Origin of the sequence: Herbiconiux sp. SALV-R1 (assembly GCF_013113715.1) — a bacterium.
GTDB lineage: Bacteria > Actinomycetota > Actinomycetes > Actinomycetales > Microbacteriaceae > Herbiconiux.
In genome coordinates this window covers 2,965,640-2,983,842 of the sequence record NZ_CP053344.1, presented here as the reverse complement: position 1 = coordinate 2,983,842, position 18,203 = coordinate 2,965,640, and the positions used below count along the sequence as shown (strand labels likewise).

The following is an 18,203-nucleotide window of genomic DNA, read 5'->3' as shown; positions in this document are numbered from 1 at the left end:
CGTCCCTCCTCAGGCGGGCGCCCGCTCCGGCGGTAGGCGTTGATCCGGCCGCGAAGGCGGGCGCTGCCCCGCCGGTAAGCGTCCATCCGAGCGCGAAGGCGGCGCGCATCCTCAGACGGGAGGCGCGCCGCCTTCGCGGTTCGGGCTACACCGCCGGCTTCGTGCCGGAGTAGATCCACGCGTCGAACAGCGCCGTGAGGTCGTCGCCCGAGACCGACTCCGCGTAGGAGACGAACTCTGCGGTCGAGCCCGAGCCGCCGGCGTGCCCGGCCGCCCAGCCCTGCAGGATGGCGAAGAAGTCGTCGTCACCGACGGCCGTGCGCAGCGCCTGCAGCGTCATGGCCCCGCGCACGTACACGGGGGCGTCGAAGATGCCGGCCGCTCCCGGGTCGGCGATCTCCGTCGTCCAGAACGCGTCGGGCGCCGAGGAGTAGGCGTCGTCGAAGCTCTGCTGCGGGGTCGGGCCGCCGGTGTGCTCGGCCCAGAGCCATTCGGCGTAGGTGGCGAAGCCTTCGTTCAGCCAGATGTCGCTCCAGCGGTGCATCGAGACGTCGTCGCCGTACCACTGGTGGGCGAGTTCGTGCACGACCACCGAGGCATCGGCGTCGGCGGGGAACGACCAGCTCGGGTAGATCGGCCTGGTCTGGTTCTCGAGCGCGTAGGGGAGCGGCTGGCCGTCGGCGAGATCGGCGATGGCGATGCCGCCCGCTTCGCTGAACGGGTACGGGCCGAACGACTGCTCGAGGAAGTCGATGACCTCGGGCTCTGTCGCGAAGATGGCGGCCGCCACGTCGCCGACCGTCGTGCCACCGCCGTCGGCCTCGACCGAGTAGAGGGCCGGGTCGATGGCGTCGTAGTAGGTGATGCCGTCGACCGTGGAGGTGGTGATGTCGTAGTCGCCGACAGTCGCCGTGGCGAGGTAGGTGGCCATGGGCTTCTCCATCTCCCACGTGAAGCTGGTGCGGCCGCCCGCCGACGACTCGTCGGCGAGCCTGCCGTTGCCCACCACGGTGAGCCCCTCGGGCACCGACATGGTGGTGGTGAAGGTCGCCTTGTCGGAGGGGTGGTCGTTCGCCGGGAACCAGGTGGCGGCGACGCGCGGTTGGCCTACCACGACGGCGCCGTCGGTCGAGCGGAACACGCCCGCCGGCCCGAACGCGTCGTCGATGGTGATGGGCACCCCGCTGTAGACCACCGTCGTCGTGATCGTACTGCCGGTCGGAATGCCCGTGCCGGGAACGACCGTGAGCTCGGTTCGCGGCGGTGTGGCGTCGCCGTCGGTCGACCCGGGCAGCTGCGGCTGGCCGGTGACGATGCTGATCTGGGTGCTCGCGAGGCTCCACTCGGCGGCGGCCCCGTCGACGGTGACCGACTCGATGGCGAGGGCGTCGCTGCCATCGACGGCGCGGGTGTCGAAGTCGAGGTTGAACGAGGAGAGGTTCTCGGTGGCGACCGCCTCGATGGTGGCGGAACCGGAGAGCACACCGGTGGCGGGCTCGTACGAGAGGTCGAGGTCGTAGTGCTGCACGTCGTAGCCGCCGTTGCCGTCGAGCGGGTAGTAGGGGTCGCCGATGCCGGCGGCGCCCGCCACGTAGTCGACCGGCACCGGGGTGGGCGTCGGTGTCGGCTCGGGGGTGGGCTGCGGAGATGGTGACGTGGTGGGAGGGCACGGTGCGGCGGCGCTCGCCGGCTGCGGTGCGAGACCCCCGCCGCCCACGACGAGGGCCAGCACGAGCAGCGGCAGCGCGGCCAGGGTGATCGCACCGCGCCGACGGCGACGACTCACGAGGAGCCAGGCGGCGCCGCCGCCGACGGCCGCCACCGCGAGGGCGAGCAGAACGAGAGGGAGCGGGCCCGAGCCGGTGGCCGCCAGTTCGCAGGAGTTCATGGATGCTCGCCGATCGTGTCGAGGGAACGGAGCTGGGAGAGCCCCAGCATAGGGTCTCGGCCGCATGGTGGAACAGAGCGGATGCTCGCCGGGTCTCGCGCGCATCCGCTAGTCTTCAAGTAAGGGCACCCTAACTTCGGGGCTGACGTCGACCGAGGAGCGCGACATGAGCAACATCACCGTCACCCACGCCGAGTCGGGACTGATGAGGCTCGCCGTCGCCCGCTCCGAGCGCGTCACGCCCCACATGGTGCGCGTGACACTGGCGGGCGACGACCTCCGGCGCTTCGAGTACCGCGGCTTCGACCAGTGGTTCCGGCTGGCCGTGCCCGTCGACGACGGGGCGCGCTTCGACAACCTGCCGGCGCGGTTCGGCGTGGGCGGGTACCTCAAGTTCCTCACCCTGCCGAAGGGCTCGCGGCCGGTCATCCGCAACTACACGGTGCGGCAGTTCCGTGCCGAGAGCCTCGAACTCGACGTCGACTTCGTGACGCACGGCACCGACGGAGTGGCCGGGCCGTGGGCCGCCTCGGTCGAAGCGGGCGCCGAGGTCGCACTCATCGACCAGGGATGCGGCTGGAGGCCGGTGAGCTCCGACTGGCAGCTGCTCGTCGCCGACGAGAGCGGGCTGCCCGCCGTTGCCGGTGTGCTGCGCGATCTGCCGCGCGACGCTCGGGGCATCGCCGTCATCGAGCTCTTCGACCTCGCTGATCGCCAGGAGCTCGACGAACCCGACGGGTTCACGGTGCACTGGGTGGAACGGGCCGAGGGGTCGGCTCCCGGTTCTGCAGCGCTGCCGGCCGTGGCGGCGTTGGAGTTCCCGCCCGGTTCCGTGTACGCGTTCGCCGTGGGGGAGTCGGCGCTGGCGACGGGGGTGAGGCGGCACCTCGTGGGGGAGCGTGGAGTGCCGAAGGGGAACATCACCTTCTGCGGATATTGGAAGCGCGGAGTCGCGCGCTGACGCGACCGCTCAGCCGGCGGTCGGCTTCGAGCCGGTGAACAACCAGGTGTCGAAGAAGTCGCCGAGGTCGCTCCCCGAGGCCTCCTCCATGTAGGCGATGAAGTCATCGGTGGAGACCGTGCCGTAGGCGTTCTCGGCGGCCCACGACTGCACGGCCGGGAAGAAGACCTCGTCGCCGAGCTTCAGTCTGAGCGCGTGCAGCGTCATCGCACCGCGGTTGTAGACGGCCTCGTCGAACACCCGCGCGGGGCCGGGGTCGCCGATCTCGAGAGTCCAGAACGGGTCGGTGGCGGGCTGGTCGTCGAGGAAGTCGAAGATCTGCTGCGCGGTCTGGCCGCCCTGATCTTCCGACCAGAGCCACTCCGCATAGGTGGCGAAGCTCTCGTTGAGCCAGATGTCGCTCCAGGCCGCGATCGACAGGCTGTCGCCGAACCACTGGTGGGCGAGCTCGTGCACCACCGTCGACAGGCCCTCCGGGCCCTCGAACACCCACGGGCCGTAGATGGGCCGAGTCTGGTTCTCGAGCGCGTAGTCGAGGTCGTCGAGGTTCACCGCGATGCCTCCCGACTCGGTGAACGGGTAGGGGCCGAAGCGGGAGGTGAGGAACGCGGTGATCTCGGGCCCGCGGGCGAACGCCAGGTCGGCGAGGTCGCCGTAGCTCTGCCCGGTCGCCTCCACCGCCACCTCGTCGTAGAGGCCGCTGCCGACGGCGTTCCAGTAGTCGATGCCGTCTTGCGAGAGCGTCGACACCGCGAAGTCGCCCACCGTCGCCGTGGCGAGGTAGGTCGCCATCGGCTTCTCCATCACCCACTCCCAGTCGGTGCGGCCGTCTTCGGTGACCGCACCGACGAGCCGCCCGTTCGAGATGGCCTGCAGCCCTTCGGGCACCGACATGCGGATGCGGAAGGTCGCTTTGTCGGCGGGGTGGTCGTTGGCCGGGAACCAGGTCGCGGCGACGCGCGGCTGACCCACGATCACCGCGCCGTCGGCGGTGCGTACGACTCCGCCGTAGCCGAAGGTGTCGTCGATGGTGGCGGGCACTCCGCCGTACTCGACGGCGACCGTGAAGGCAGACCCGTCGTCGATGCCCGTGGCGGGGGTGACGATGAGCTCGGTGCGCCCGGGCTGGGCGAGTTCTTCGCGGTCGTCGCCCGCGTCGTCGTCGCCGGGGGCGGCGCCCTCGTCGCCCGCCTCCTGGTCGACGGGCTGCCCGGTCGCCGCGCTGATCTCGAAGGTCTCGGTGGTGAACTCGGTGTCGACGTCGTCGACGGTGACGCGGGTGACCATGAGCCCGTCGAGGTCGAGGTCGAAGCGCGACAGGTCTTGCGTCGCGGTGGCGCTGACGACGGCCCGGCCCGCGAGTTCGCCCGTCTCGGGCTCGTAGGCGAGCTCGAGGTCGTAGTGCTCCACGTCGTAGCCGCCGTTGCCGTCGAGCGGGTAGTAGGGGTCGCCGATGCCGGCGGCGCCGGGCTGGTAGCGGCTCTCGGGGGTGGCGGTCGGTGTCGGGGTGGGGTCGGGGCTCATGCCCGTGCAGCCGGCGAGCACGGCCACGAGCGCGACCGCGCCCACCGTCGCTGCGCCGAAAGTGCTGCGTCGCTTCACATCTCTCCTCTACCTGGGGTTCTGGCGACTCTATCGGAGCCCGCTGACACCCGAGGCCGCGGCTGACGTGGCCGCCCCGGCCGCCACCGCACCCGCCCGGCGAGCACACCGAGCAGCACGAGTGCCGTGCCCACCGCCTGCGCGGGCCCGAAGGCCTCGCCCGCCACCAGGGTGCCGAGCACCACCCCCGTCACGGGGTTGAGCAGGCCGACCACCCCGACCGTGCCGGCGGGAAGGTGCTTGAGGCCCGTGAACCATGCGACGAACGCGAGCGCGGTCGCCACGAGCGACACGTAGGCGAACCCCGCCACCGCGGGTGCGTCGAGAGCGGGCGGTGCGCCCTCGATCGCCATCGCCGCGGGCACGACGGCGAGGCCTCCCGCCACGAGCTGCCACGACGTGAGCGAGAGGGTGCGAACGCCCGTCGCCCACTTCTTGGTGAGCACGAAGCCGACCGAGGAGAGCAGCATCGCGGCGAGGGAGGCGAGCACGCCGAGCCCCGAGACCGCGCCGCCCTGGCCCCCGGTGCCCTGACCTCCGCCTCCGCCGAGCATCAGCACGACTCCCGTCGACCCGACCAGCATCCCCACGACGGGCACCAGCTGCGGTCGCTCGCCGAGGAGCGGCCAGGCGATGAGCATGAGCACCCCGGCCGAGGTGGCCATGAGGGTGGCGGCGAGGCTCGTCGGCAACAGCTGGGAGACGACGTAGATGAGCACGAAGAACGCCCCCACGTTGAGCACCCCGAGCACGATCGACTTCCACCACCACGACCCGCGCGGGAGCTCTCGGGCAAGGGCCACCAGCACCAGCCCGGCCGGCACCGCCCTCAGCACGGCCCCCCAGAGCGGCGAGTCCACCGGCAGCAGCTGACGGGTGACGAAGTAGTTCGAGCCCCAGGCGATCGGTGCGGTGGCCGTCACGAGAACCCAGCGCCAAGTAGCTTCCATGGAAGCTACTATAGCTTCCTTGGAAGGTAGAATGGAAGACATGGAGATTCCCGACGACAAGGTGGCGCGCATCCAGACCGCCTGGCGGCGGGAGCGCCCCGATCTCGACGTCGCCCCTCAAGGGGTGATCGGCAGGCTGCACCGTCTCGCGGCCCACCTCACGGCCGAGCTCGAGACCGTCTACTCCCGCCACGGGCTGAGCGAGGGGGAGTTCGACGTGCTGGCCACCCTCCGCCGCGCGGGGGCGCCGTTCGAACTGGCGCCGAGTGAGCTCGCCGATCAGACGATGGTGACGACCGGCGGCATGACGAAGCGGCTCGACCGACTCGAGGCGCGGGGGTTGCTGCGACGCCGGGCCGCGGGTGGGGACGGCCGACGACGGGTCGTCGCGCTCACGCCCGAAGGGGTCGAGCTGATCGACGCGGCGTTCACCGACCACCTGCAGAACGAGCGCCGCCTGATCGACCACCTGGGCGCATCCGATTCGCGAGCCCTCGAGGAGTTGCTCGCCCGGTGGCTCGCCCACTACGAAGGAGAGTAGCGCCAGCCTGGCGGTAATTCGACGCATGCTGGCATTTCTGCCATCGCTCGCGGCTCGCGGGGCCGGGAGTATGAGGGGGTGACGACTCAGACCGACCTCAGCTCCACCCCGCCGACGACCGAGAACGCCACGGTCGGGCTGGCGCAGGGCACCGCTCTCTACATAGCCGCGGTGCTCGGCACCGGCATCCTCGTGCTCCCCGCGCTCGCCGCCCAGGTGGCCGGGCCGGGGTCGATCCTCGCCGTGCTGGCGCTCATCGTGCTCTCGGTTCCGCTGGCGGGAACCTTCGCCGCACTCGCCGCGAGGCATCCGGATGCCGGCGGGGTCGCCACCTTCGTGCGTCTCGCACTCGGGGCGACGGCAGCGCGCATGGCCGGCTACTGGTTCTTCTTCGGGGTCTGCGTGGGCTCGCCGGTGGTCGCGCTGCTCGGCGCGGAGTACCTCGTGGCCGTGCTCGGTGCGGAGCGCTGGGTGGCGTTCGTCGTGGCGCCCGCCCTCATCGCCCTTCCGCTGGCGTCGAACCTGTTCGGGCTGCGCTTCTCGGGGCGGGCGCAGCTCGCGCTCTCGGGGCTGCTGGTCGCTGTGGTGGTGGGCGTTGTCGTGATCGCCGCGCCGGCGGGTGACAGCGCGAACTTCGAGCCCTTCCTCCCCCACGGCTGGGTCGGCGTCGGAGCGGCGATCAGCCTGTTCGTCTGGGCCTTCGCCGGGTGGGAGGCGGTGACGCACATCGCCGGCGAGTTCCGGCGGCCGCGCACGACCATTCCCTGGGCGACGGCGATCGCGATCGTGGTGGTGGGCGCCTGCTACCTGGGCCTGCAGCTGGTGACCGTGGCGGTGCTCGGCGACGCGGCGGGGTCGTCGCCGGTGCCCCTCCTCGACCTCGTCGACGCGACGGCTCCCGCGTGGGGTCGCCTCGCCGTCGCCTCCGTGGCCGGCATCGTCGCGGTGGGGGTGCTCAACGCCTACCTCGGGGCCTTCGCCAAGCTCGGCGCCTCGCTGGGGCGCGACGGCGACCTGCCCGCCGTGCTCGGTCGGGGAGCCGAGGCCGGGGGAGTGCCCCGCCGGTCGCTCGGGGTGGTCGCGCTGCTGGCGGCCGGCTACTACACGGCGATGGTGCTGACCGGAGGGGAGCTGACCCCGTTCATCCTCATCCACACCTCCTGCATGGTCGCCGTCTACGCACTCGGCGTGGTGGCGGCGCTTCGGCTGCTGCCCCGGTTCGGGCCGGGGTGGTGGTGCGCCGCGGTGTCGGTGGTGCTGGTGGGCGGGCTGGTGGTGCTCGCCGGGGGCAACCTGCTGGTGCCCGCCCTGCTCGCCCTGGCGGCGCTCGCCGTGTCACTCGTCCGGGCGACACGCGCGACACGCCGGGCGCGCTGAATGTCGGTGGTCGAATTTATCCTCAGGGAAGAAGGGGTCGTCTCTCCACAGGCTGACCGAGAAGGGCGAGAACAGGCCGATCTGCTTGTGGAGATCCCTGCGCAGAAAGCTGTTCACAGCTGTGGATGGCCTGTGGATAATTACACGGGTGTAACACTTCATCTAGGGGTGCTCGCTCTGGCCGACAACTAGATGTAGTATTGAACTCCCGGGGCCGAGAGCTCGCCGAAAGGCGGGAAATGGGTTCGGAACCGGGCTGAAACCTCCTTCACATCAGTCCTTTTTTCTCTCCGAGAAAGGTGCAATTCCTATGGCGATCACGGTCTACACGAAGCCCTCCTGCGTTCAGTGCACTGCCACCTACCGCGCCCTCGAGAACAAGGGTCTGGAGTTCGAGATCTTCGACCTCTCGGTCGACGAGAAGGCACTTGAGACGGTCAAGGAGCTCGGCTACCTGCAGGCCCCCGTCGTCATGACCTCCGAGGGCGACCACTGGTCGGGCTTCCGCCCCGACAAGATCGCCGAGCTCGCGTCGCGCGCGTCCGCGTAGCCCGTGACCGACGACCTCGTCTATTTCTCGAGCGTCTCCGGTAACACGCACCGCTTCGTCGAGTCGCTCGGTCGGCCTGCCTCGCGCATCCCGATCTACGCTCGAGAAGACAAGCTCACCGCCACCCGGCCGTTCGTGCTCGTGCTCCCCACCTATGGCGGGGGGAACGGGGCGGGCGCCGTTCCCAAGCAGGTGATCCACTTCCTCAACGACGAGGGAAACCGATCGCTCATCCGCGGCGTCATCGCCGCAGGCAACACCAATTTCGGTGCCGCCTACTGCCTTGCGGGCGATATCGTCGCGCGCAAATGCAAGGTGCCCGTGCTCTATCGATTCGAAGTATTCGGAACCCCGGATGACCGAGAGGCCGTCCAGAACGGATTGGACAGACTGTGGAAGCAACACTGATCGACGCGCCGACCGCCGCGCCGGCGCTCGATTACCACTCGCTCAACGCGATGCTGAACCTCTACGACGAGAACGGGCTGATCCAGTTCGACAAAGACAAAGAGGCGGCGAAGCAGTACTTCCTGCAGCACGTCAACCAGAACACCGTCTTCTTCCACAACCTCAAGGAGCGCCTCGACTACCTGGTCGAGAAGGAGTACTACGAGAAGGAGGTGCTCGACGCCTACTCGTTCGAGTTCATCCAGCAGCTCAACGACCTCGCCTACTCGAAGAAGTTCCGCTTCGACACCTTTCTCGGCGCGTTTAAGTACTACACCAGCTACACGCTGAAGACCTTCGACGGCAAGCGCTACCTCGAGCGCTTCGAAGACCGCGTCGTGATGACGGCCCTCGGCCTCGCGCAGGGCGACGAGCAGCTCGCCACGAACCTGGTCGAGGAGATCATCGGCGGCCGGTTCCAGCCGGCCACCCCCACCTTCCTCAACACCGGCAAGGCGCAGCGCGGCGAGCTCGTCTCCTGCTTCCTGCTGCGCATCGAAGACAACATGGAGTCGATCGCCCGCGGCATCAACTCGGCGCTCCAGCTCTCCAAGCGCGGTGGAGGCGTGGCGCTGCTGCTGTCGAACATCCGTGAGGCCGGTGCCCCGATCAAGCAGATCGAGAACCAGTCCTCGGGCATCATCCCCGTCATGAAGCTGCTCGAAGACAGCTTCAGCTACGCCAACCAGCTCGGTGCGCGTCAGGGTGCGGGTGCGGTCTACCTGAGCGCCCACCACCCCGACATCATGAAGTTCCTCGACACCAAGCGCGAGAACGCCGACGAGAAGATCCGCATCAAGACCCTCTCGCTCGGTGTGGTCGTTCCCGACATCACCTTCGAGCTGGCGAAGAACGACGAAGACATGTACCTCTTCTCGCCCTACGACGTCGAGCGCGTCTACGGCGTGCCGTTCGGTGACATCTCGGTCACCGAGAAGTACCGCGAGATGGTCGACGACCCGCGCATCCGCAAGACCAAGATCAACGCGCGCGAGTTCTTCCAGACCCTGGCGGAGATCCAGTTCGAGTCGGGTTACCCGTACATCATGTACGAAGACACCGTGAACAAGGCGAACCCCATCAAGGGCCGCATCAACATGTCGAACCTGTGCTCGGAAATTCTGCAGGTCAACACCCCGACGACCTACAACGAAGACCTCTCCTACGCCGAGATCGGCAAAGACATCTCGTGCAACCTGGGTTCGCTGAACATCGCGCTCACCATGGACTCGCCCGACTTCGGCAAGACCGTCGAGACCGCCATCCGCGGCCTCACCTCGGTGTCGAACCAGTCGCACATCACCTCGGTACGCTCGATCGAAGACGGCAACGACAAGTCGCACGCCATCGGCCTCGGCCAGATGAACCTGCACGGCTACCTCGCCCGCGAGCGCGTGTTCTACGGCTCGGAGGAGGGTGTCGACTTCACGAACATCTACTTCTACACCGTGCTGTTCCACGCGCTGCGTGCCTCGAACGCGATCGCCATCGAGCGCAACGAGCGCTTCGACGGCTTCGAAGACTCCACCTACGCATCCGGTGAGTTCTTCGACAAGTACATCGACGAGGCGTGGGTGCCGGCGACGGCGCGCGTGGCCGAGCTGTTCGAGACCTCGAACATCCACATCCCCACGCAAGACGACTGGCGGGAGCTGAAGGCCTCCATCCAGGCGCACGGCATCTACAACCAGAACCTGCAGGCCGTGCCGCCCACCGGGTCGATCTCGTACATCAACAACTCGACCTCGTCGATCCACCCCGTGGCCTCGAAGATCGAGATCCGCAAAGAGGGCAAGATCGGCCGCGTCTACTACCCGGCGCCGTTCCTCACGAACGACAACCTCGAGTACTACGACGACGCCTACGAGATCGGCGCCGAGAAGATCATCGACACCTACGCCGCTGCCACCCAGCACGTCGACCAGGGCCTGTCGCTGACGCTGTTCTTCAAAGACACCGCCACCACCCGCGACATCAACAAGGCCCAGATCTACGCCTGGCGCAAGGGCATCAAGACCATCTACTACATCCGTCTCCGCCAGCTCGCCCTCGAGGGCACGGAGATCGATGGTTGCGTTTCCTGCATGTTGTGATCGACACCTGTAGATAATCTGAATCGGACAAGACAATGACTCCTCCTCCCTCCGGGCCGCTGAAGCTCGTCGATCGTGTGCAGGCGATCAACTGGAACCGCATCCAAGACGAGAAAGACGTCGAGGTGTGGAACCGGCTGGTGAACAACTTCTGGCTGCCCGAGAAGGTGCCGCTGTCGAACGACGTGCAGTCGTGGGCGACGCTCACCCCGGCCGAGCAGCAGCTCACCATGCGCGTGTTCACGGGCCTCACCCTCCTCGACACCATCCAGGGCACGGTGGGTGCGGTGTCGCTCATCCCCGACTCGCTCACGCCGCACGAAGAGGCCGTCTACACGAACATCGCGTTCATGGAGTCGGTGCACGCCAAGTCGTACTCGTCGATCTTCTCGACCCTGTCGAACACGAAAGACATCGACGAGGCCTTCCGCTGGTCGGTCGAGAACCCGAACCTGCAGAAGAAGGCGTCGATCGTTCTCGACTACTACCACGGCGACGAGCCGCTGAAGCGGAAGGTCGCCTCGACGCTGCTCGAGTCGTTCCTCTTCTACAGCGGCTTCTACCTGCCGATGTACTGGTCGAGCCGGGCGAAGCTCACCAACACGGCCGACCTCATCCGTCTCATCATCCGCGACGAGGCCGTGCACGGGTACTACATCGGCTACAAGTTCCAGCGCGGGCTCGAGCTCGTCGACCAGGCCAAGCGCGACGAGATCAAGGACTACACCTTCTCGCTGCTCTACGACCTCTACGAGAACGAGACCCAGTACACGCAAGACCTCTACGACGAAGTCGGTCTCACCGAAGACGTCAAGAAGTTCCTGCACTACAACGCGAACAAGGCGCTCATGAACCTGGGCTACGAGCCCATGTTCCCGAAGGCGGTGACGGATGTGAACCCCGCCATCCTCTCGGCCCTCTCGCCGAACGCCGACGAGAACCACGACTTCTTCTCGGGGTCGGGCTCCTCCTACGTGATCGGCAAGGCCGTCAACACCGAAGACGAGGACTGGGACTTCTAGGCCCGTGCCCCCGGAGGCCTCCGGCCGCCTGCGACACCGTCGCGGCGCCGGAGGCCTTCGCGGTTGACGGGTGCGGGCGCGGCGTGAGGGGATGGGGGCATGCAGCTGCACGTGGTGATCGCTCCCGACTCGTTCAAAGGCACCGCGACGGCGGTGGAGGCGGCCGGGGCGCTCGCCGCGGGGTGGCTCGAGGTGCGGCCGGGCGATCTGGTGCGGTGCGTGCCGATGGCCGACGGGGGCGAGGGCGTGCTCGACGCCTTCGAACGGGCTCGACCCGACTCCGTGCGCATGCCCGTCGTCGTCACCGGGCCCGACGATCGGGTCGCCACGAGCTCGTGGCTGTGGTTGCCCGGCGAACGCAGCTCGACTGATGCTCCGGATGCGCGCAGCGACTCCCACGCGCATCCCCACCCCCTAGGCGGCACGGGAGTCGTCGAGCTGGCGAACACGAGCGGCATCACGATGATGGCCGGGCTCCGACCCCTCGAGGCGCACTCGGTGGGCTTCGGGCAGGCGGTGCGGGCGGCGCTCGACGCGGGCGTCGACAAGCTGGTGCTCGCCATCGGCAGCAGCGCGTCGAGCGACGGCGGCGCGGGACTCCTGCAGGCGCTCGGGTGCGCACTTCTGCGCGCCGACGGCACGCCCCTCCTCACCGGCAACGGCGCCCTCGCCGAACTCGACCGCGTCGACTTCAGCACGATGCACCGCCTGCCGCCGGGCGGCGTCGTCGTGCTGAGCGACGTGACGAGTCCGTTGCTCGGCCGCTCGGGTGCGGTCGCGGTGTTCGGCGCGCAGAAGGGCGTGACCGAGGCGCTCGCCCCCGCCGCCGAGGCGCGGCTCGCGCACTTCGGCAGCGTCGTGGGGGCGGCTCGCGGTGTCGACCCGGCGACCCCCGGCGCCGGCGCCGCGGGCGGCGTGGGCTTCGGTCTGCTGGCGTGGGGCGCCGAGCTCAGCGGGGGAGCACCGGCGGTGGCCGAGCTGGTCGGTCTCCGCGACGCGATCGCCGACGCGGATGCTGTGGTGACCGGCGAGGGACGGTACGACGGCCAGTCGGAACAGGGCAAGGTCGCCGGCCACGTGCGACAGCTCGCGGCAGACGCGGACGCCCGCGCCTACCTGGCGGTGGGCGTGCTCGCCGCCGACCCCACGGGGTTCGATGCGGCGGTCTCGCTCACCGAGCTTGCCGGCGACTCCGAGGCGGCTCGCGCCGACCCGCTCACCTGGCTCAGGGCTGCTGGCGCGAGGCTCGCCGCGACGATCGAGGCCGCATGAACGGCGTCGTTCTCGTGGGCGGCGGGCCCACCGCCATGATGCTCGCCTCCGAACTGCGCCTCCACGACGTCGAGGTGCTCGTGCTCGAGCGCGACAACGAGCCAACCACCGCGGTGCGGTCGCTCGGGCTGCACCCGCGGAGCGTCGAGATCCTCGACATGCGAGGGCTCCTCGAGCGTTTCCTCGAGCTCGGCACCGCCTATCCCGGCATGTCGGGTCGCTTCGCCGGCATCGAACCACCGAGGCCCGTACAGCTCGACAGCGCCCACGACTACGTGCTGGGCCTGCCGCAGCCGCAGACCGACCGCCTGCTCACCGAGCGGGCGCTGGAGCTCGGCACGAGCATCCGTCGCGGTGCCGAGGTGGTGTCACTCGAGCGGGGTGACGACGGGGTGACCGTGGCGCTCGCCGACGGCGAGGAGCTCGCTGCCTCGTGGGTCGTCGGCTGCGACGGCGGGCGCAGCACCGTGCGCCGGCTGCTCGGCATCGACTTCCCGGGCGAGGCCGCGACCACCGAGTGGCTGCTCGGCGAGGTGCGGGTGCGGGCGTCGGCCGAGGAGATCGCCGAGACGTCGGCGCGGGTGCGGCTCACCCATCGCGGCTTCGGCATCGGGCCCGCGGGTGACGGTCTGTTCCGGGCGGTCGTGCCCGCTGCGTCAGTGGCCGAGGATCGCACGGTGGCGCCCACGCTCGACGAGTTCCGCGAGCAGCTGGTCGCGTACGCCGGCACCGACTTCGGGGTGCACGAGCCGCGCTCCCTCACCCGCTTCACCGACGCGACCCGGCTCGCCGAGAGCTACCGGCGCGGCAGGGTGCTGGTGGCGGGGGATGCGGCTCACGTGCATCCGCCGCTCGGTGGCCAGGGCCTCAATCTCGGCATTCAGGATGCGTTCAACCTCGGCTGGAAACTCGCCGCCGTCGTGAAGGGCGCGGCCCCCGAGTCGCTGCTCGACAGCTACGAAGCGGAGCGCAGGCCGGTCGCCGAGCAGGTGCTGACCCTCACCCGGGCGCAGAGCGAGCTGCTGCTGCCCGAGCCCGGGCCGCAGGCCGTGCGGCGGCTGCTGGTCGAGCTGATGGAGGTCGAGGGCGTGGCGCGGCTGCTGGCCGAGAGGGTGACGGCGACGGGCATCCGCTACGACTTCGGTGACGGGCCGGAGCTGCTCGGCCGCCGGATGCCCGACCTCGTGCTGCAGAGCGGTCGGCTCTACGAACTCACGCGTCGCGGGCGCGGTCTGCTGCTCGACCCGGCCGGGCGCCTCTCGGTGGAGGGCTGGGCCGACCGCGTCGATCGCGTGGTCGACGGGGCGGATGCGCTGGTCGGGCCCGCCGCGCTGCTGCGACCCGACGGCCACGTCGCCTGGCTCGGCGACGACCCGGCAACGCTCGCCACCGCCCTCGAGCGCTGGTTCGGCCCGCCGCTCAGTGCGGGCTGACGGCGCGGGCCTCTCGGCGTGACGACCGGATGCGCGGGCGTCTGACCCCGCTGAGTGCGGCGCGCTCGTTGGCCCGCCGCTCAGCGCGGGGTGACGGCGCGGGCCGCGTACTGCTCGCGGATGATGGGGCGGTGGTCGGGCTGCGGCTCCGCGACGACGGCCACCGGCCAGGCCGGCCGGGTGCCCGTGAGGGCCCACGCGGCCTGGGTCGCCGCCCCGTCGGCGACGTACTCGCCGGGGGAGGGAACCGTGACGGGCACGTCGAACACCTGTGCGGCCACCGCCTGCACGGCCGGGTTGAGCGCCGCGCCGCCGATGAGCAGGATGCGGCGCGGCTCCACCCCCACCCGCCGCACGGCGTCGAGCCCGTCGGCGAGCCCGCACAGCAGTCCTTCGACGGCGGCGCGGGCGAGGCCCTCACGCGTGGTGGACGCGAGGGTCATGCCGAACAGGGTGGCCGTGGCCTCGGGCAGGTTGGGCGTGCGCTCGCCCTCGAAGTAGGGCTGCAGCACCAGTCCGCCCGAGCCGGGTTCGGCGCCGAGGGCGAGCTCGCCCAGCGCGGTGTGGTCGATCCCGAGCAGCGCCGCGGTCGAGTCGAGCACCCGTGCCGCGTTGAGCGTCGCCACGAGCGGCAGGAAGGCGCCGGAGGCGTCGGCGAATCCGGCGACGGTGCCGGTCGGGTCGGCCGAGGGGGCGCCGGTCACGGCGAACACGGTGCCGCTTGTGCCGATCGACACCACGACGTCGCCCTCGCTCGCGCCGAGCCCGAGGGCGGCGCCGGCATTGTCGCCGGCCCCCGCACCCACGACGATCCCCGCCGGGATGCGCAGCCCCGAAGCGGCCTCGAACCCGACGGTCTCGCCGGCGCTCTCGGCAGGGCCGAGTACCCGGGGCAACACGGCGTCGTGGCCGAGCGCCGCCACCAGCAGCTCCCGATCGTAAGCCTCGGCCCCCGGGCTCCAGTAGGAGGTGCCGCTGGCGTCGGAACGGTCGGTCACGAGCTCCTCGAGCACGGGCCCGAGGGGGCTCGAGCCTGCCGGTCCGTACCCGCGGAGCCGCCAGGTGAGCCAGTCGTGGGGGAGCGCCACCGCCGCCACGCGCGCCGCGGCCTCCGGTTCCGCGTCGCGCAGCCAGCGCAGCTTCGTGGCGGTGAAGGAGGCGACCGGCACCGATCCGGTGCGCTCGGCCAGCGCCTCGGCCCCGAACTCCTCGATGAGCTCGCGCGCGGCACCGGCCGAGCGGGTGTCGTTCCAGAGCAGCGCGGGGCGCACCACATCACCCGCCTCGTCGAGCACCACCATGCCGTGCTGCTGCCCGGCGATCGCGATCGCGGCGACGTCGTCGAGCCCGCCCGCGGCCTCGAGGGCGGCGACGAGCGCCTCCCACCAGGCGGCCGGGTCGACCTCGGTGCCCGACGGATGCGCGGCGCGGCCCTCGCGCACCAGCGCTCCGCTCTCCACCTCCCGCACGACCACCTTGCAGCTCTGCGTCGATGAATCGATGCCGGCGACCAACGTCATTGGTGTCTCCTCTATAAGTTCTGAGTCACAACATATTCGACCATGCGCATCCGACGCCACCCGGGTCGCCGCCCGACACCGAGCGCGCGCACTCGGAAAGTCACGCGCGACCGCGCAACAGGGACATGATTGCATCATGTCGGATGCTCCTCCCGCCGTTCCCCGCCGCGCCTGGCAGGCGCTCGTCGTGCTCCTCGCGGGCATGTTCATCGCCCTCCTCGACACGACGATCGTGAACGTGGCCCTGCCGAGCATCCGCACCAGCATCGACGCCTCCGAGGCCACCTTGTCGTGGATCATCTCGGGCTACGCCCTCGCCTTCGGCCTCGCGCTCGTGCCCGCGGGGCGCATCGGCGACCGCATCGGCCACAAGTGGGTGTTCTTCACCGGCATCGCCGTCTTCACCGCGGCGAGCGTCGCCTGCGGACTCTCGCAGAACGACCTCCAGCTCGTCATCTCGAGAGTGGTGCAGGGCCTCGCGGGCGGCGCGTTCGTGCCCGCCGTCACGGCCTACATCCAGCTGCTCTTCCCGTTCCGGGCGCGGGGCAGGGCCTTCGCCGTGATGGGCGCGGTGATCGGTGTGTCGACGGCGCTCGGTCCCATCATCGGCGGCCTCATCATCCAGGCGTTCGGCGCCGAGGAGGGCTGGCGGCTGGTCTTCGGGGTGAACCTGCCGATCGGCGTCGTCACCCTCGTCGCCGCCGCCGTGCTGCTGCCCGGCCGCCGGGAGACGGATGCGGTGGCCGCCTCGCAGAGAGCCGCTTCACCGGGCGGGGCCGAGGTAGACGCGACTCCCGCCGCGCAAAGTGCGGGGGTCGACTGGATCGGACTCGTGCTCGTCTCGGCGGGCCTCATCGCGCTGCTGGTGCCGCTCATCCAGGGTGAGGACGAGGGCTGGCCGCTGTGGACATTCCTCACGATCGGCGCGGGAGTGCTGCTGCTCGCCGCCTTCGGCGTCTGGGAGGTGGCGTACAGCAAGCGCGGGCGGCTCCCCCTCGTGCCGCCGCGACTGTTCCGCCATCCGTCGTTCACCGGAGGCGTCGTGCTCGCACTGGTGTACTTCGCGGCGTTCACGAGCATCTTCTTCACCATCTCGCTGCTCTGGCAGGCCGGGCTCGGACACACCGCCCTCGAGTCGGGGCTCGTCTCCATCCCGTTCGCGATCGGCTCGATCGCCGGCTCGGCGCTCAGCAACCGCCTCGCCCAGCGCCTCGGGCGCACGGTGCTCGTCATCGGCACCGCGGCGGTCACGCTGGGCCTCACGGCCGTCTGGCTGCTGCTGCTCATGGTGCCGGCGGGTGAGCTCACCTCCTGGCACCTGCTGGTTCCGCTCCTCGTCGCGGGCTTCGGCAACGGGCTCTTCATCGCGCCGAACGTGCAGTTCATCGTGGCGACCGTCGACGCCCGCGACGCGGGAGCGGCATCCGGGGTCATCAGCGCCATCCAGCGCATCGGCAGCGCGATCGGCATCGCGGTGATCGGCAGCGTGTTCTTCGGAACCCTCGTGGTGCAGGGCGGGTCGGCCGAGGCGCTCACCACCGGCTTCACCGCGAGCTCGGCGGCGGCGATGGGGGTGAGCGTGGCGTTCAGCGTCGTGGCCTTCCTGCTCGTCTTCGCGCTGCCCCGTCGTACCGCAGCGCGCGGAGGACACTGACCGCGACGAGGGCGATCGCGAGAAAAGCCTTGCGCTCGGGCCTGCCTGGCCGCTACTGTCATAAGCCGCGACAACACGGTCGCCCAGACACGAGAAAGGGAGGTGAATCATGTTCGATCCGGAGATCACAGACATGACGCTTCCCTCGTCGACTCGCGCAGCCCTCTGACTTCAGTTCTCTGAAGCCGGCCCGCACCGGTCTCGCCAGGAAGCGTCTTCCGACGCCCCTCACCTTCCTGGAGACATCACCGTGTTCACTTCATCGTCTCGCGCGCACGACGCCGCGATACTCCGCTTCGCCGGTCGAGAACCCCTCGACCGCATCGACGCCCTCCGCTACGGCCGCGGCCTCGCCGCCGGCACCTACCGCCGCGAATGGACCTGGCTCGCCTTCGTCGACGACACCCCCGACGCGCTTCCGGTCGCCCGGGGCGTCTGGTGGGGGCCCGTGGGGTCGGTGCACCCCGTGGCTCTGCACTGCCTGCTCGTCGACGAGTCGATCCCGCACCCCGAGGTCTGGGGTGCGGCGCTCGTCAGGTCGGCGCACCGCGCCTTCGCCGAGGCGGGAGCGATCCTCGCCCCCGATCTCGTCGTCGACGCACTGCCCGGTGTCGACGACGCCGACCCGGCCGTGGAGGCTGCTGTGGCCTGGCGACGGGCCGCAGCTGCCGACGCCGGGCTACCGCTCGAGACGGTCGACGGCTCGCGCCGCACCTTCTCGGCACGGCTGACGCCGGCACCGCGGGCCCGCGAGTTCGCCGGTTCCGGTCGATGACCCCCCAGTGGGCGGGTGCGCTCCGCCTCGGCCAGCGCACCCGCTCCGACCTCTCCCACTCGGCGTGTTCACAGCAGTGTGACAGTCACATCGGGCGGGCGGAGACGGCATAATGTAA

At 70.0% G+C, this 18,203-nt stretch carries 15 protein-coding genes; 11 read left to right on the top strand and 4 right to left on the bottom strand.

Annotated elements, in window-relative coordinates:
* Window positions 1-145 precede the first annotated feature (145 nt).
* Window positions 146-1,888, bottom strand: a complete 1,743-nt coding sequence (locus tag HL652_RS14290) for a M1 family metallopeptidase (protein WP_216603900.1) — start codon at window positions 1,886-1,888, stop codon at window positions 146-148.
* A 166-nt stretch (window positions 1,889-2,054) separates the two neighbouring features.
* Between HL652_RS14290 and HL652_RS14285 the strand changes: the two genes are divergently transcribed.
* The gene (locus tag HL652_RS14285; RefSeq protein ID WP_171705930.1) at window positions 2,055-2,849 is read left to right on the top strand and encodes a siderophore-interacting protein; all 795 of its coding nucleotides are present in this window, start codon (window positions 2,055-2,057) and stop codon (window positions 2,847-2,849) included.
* A gap of 9 nt (window positions 2,850-2,858) precedes the next feature.
* Here the strand turns inward: HL652_RS14285 and HL652_RS14280 are convergent, their stop codons facing one another.
* Entirely contained in the window at window positions 2,859-4,451 is a 1,593-nt protein-coding gene (locus HL652_RS14280; RefSeq protein ID WP_171705929.1) for a M1 family metallopeptidase, read from the bottom strand.
* The gene (locus HL652_RS14275) at window positions 4,448-5,401 is read right to left on the bottom strand and encodes a DMT family transporter (RefSeq protein ID WP_171705928.1); all 954 of its coding nucleotides are present in this window, start codon (window positions 5,399-5,401) and stop codon (window positions 4,448-4,450) included. The genes HL652_RS14280 and HL652_RS14275 overlap by 4 nt, the downstream gene beginning before the upstream one ends.
* Window positions 5,402-5,441: 40 nt before the next feature.
* Here HL652_RS14275 and HL652_RS14270 point away from each other — a divergent pair, with 40 nt between their 5' ends.
* The 8 genes from HL652_RS14270 to HL652_RS14235 all read left to right on the top strand — a co-directional run bounded on the left by HL652_RS14270 (window position 5,442) and on the right by HL652_RS14235 (window position 14,136).
* Window positions 5,442-5,942 (top strand): MarR family winged helix-turn-helix transcriptional regulator, encoded by a 501-nt coding sequence (locus HL652_RS14270; protein WP_216603899.1) that lies wholly within the window; start codon window positions 5,442-5,444, stop codon window positions 5,940-5,942.
* Between the two features lie 78 nt (window positions 5,943-6,020).
* Entirely contained in the window at window positions 6,021-7,319 is a 1,299-nt protein-coding gene (locus HL652_RS14265; RefSeq protein WP_171705926.1) for an APC family permease, read from the top strand.
* A gap of 310 nt (window positions 7,320-7,629) precedes the next feature.
* On the top strand, window positions 7,630-7,869 hold the full coding sequence (gene nrdH, locus HL652_RS14260) for a glutaredoxin-like protein NrdH (RefSeq protein ID WP_171705925.1): 240 nt from the start codon (window positions 7,630-7,632) through the stop codon (window positions 7,867-7,869).
* Window positions 7,870-7,872: 3 nt separating this feature from the next.
* A complete protein-coding gene (nrdI, locus tag HL652_RS14255) occupies window positions 7,873-8,277 on the top strand; it encodes a class Ib ribonucleoside-diphosphate reductase assembly flavoprotein NrdI (protein WP_171705924.1) in 405 nt (134 codons plus the stop codon).
* 50 nt (window positions 8,278-8,327) lie between these two features.
* Entirely contained in the window at window positions 8,328-10,409 is a 2,082-nt protein-coding gene (gene nrdE / locus HL652_RS14250; RefSeq protein ID WP_171707366.1) for a class 1b ribonucleoside-diphosphate reductase subunit alpha, read from the top strand.
* A gap of 35 nt (window positions 10,410-10,444) precedes the next feature.
* Window positions 10,445-11,431 (top strand): class 1b ribonucleoside-diphosphate reductase subunit beta, encoded by a 987-nt coding sequence (gene nrdF, locus HL652_RS14245; protein ID WP_171705923.1) that lies wholly within the window; start codon window positions 10,445-10,447, stop codon window positions 11,429-11,431.
* 99 nt (window positions 11,432-11,530) lie between these two features.
* The gene (locus tag HL652_RS14240) at window positions 11,531-12,703 is read left to right on the top strand and encodes a glycerate kinase (RefSeq protein WP_171705922.1); all 1,173 of its coding nucleotides are present in this window, start codon (window positions 11,531-11,533) and stop codon (window positions 12,701-12,703) included.
* A complete protein-coding gene (locus tag HL652_RS14235) occupies window positions 12,700-14,136 on the top strand; it encodes an FAD-dependent monooxygenase (protein ID WP_171705921.1) in 1,437 nt (478 codons plus the stop codon). The genes HL652_RS14240 and HL652_RS14235 overlap by 4 nt, the downstream gene beginning before the upstream one ends.
* 80 nt (window positions 14,137-14,216) lie before the next feature.
* On the opposite strand, the gene xylB is transcribed toward HL652_RS14235, so the two are convergent.
* Complete coding sequence (gene xylB, locus HL652_RS14230; RefSeq protein ID WP_171705920.1) at window positions 14,217-15,656, bottom strand: xylulokinase; 1,440 nt, start codon at window positions 15,654-15,656, stop codon at window positions 14,217-14,219.
* Window positions 15,657-15,792: 136 nt separating this feature from the next.
* Between xylB and HL652_RS14225 the strand changes: the two genes are divergently transcribed.
* Both HL652_RS14225 and HL652_RS14220 read left to right on the top strand, forming a co-directional pair.
* A complete protein-coding gene (locus tag HL652_RS14225) occupies window positions 15,793-17,310 on the top strand; it encodes an MFS transporter (protein WP_171705919.1) in 1,518 nt (505 codons plus the stop codon).
* 250 nt (window positions 17,311-17,560) lie between these two features.
* Window positions 17,561-18,085 carry a hypothetical protein gene (locus HL652_RS14220; RefSeq protein ID WP_171705918.1) on the top strand — a complete coding sequence of 175 codons (525 nt, stop codon included), beginning with the start codon at window positions 17,561-17,563 and terminating at the stop codon, window positions 18,083-18,085.
* Window positions 18,086-18,203 lie beyond the last annotated feature (118 nt).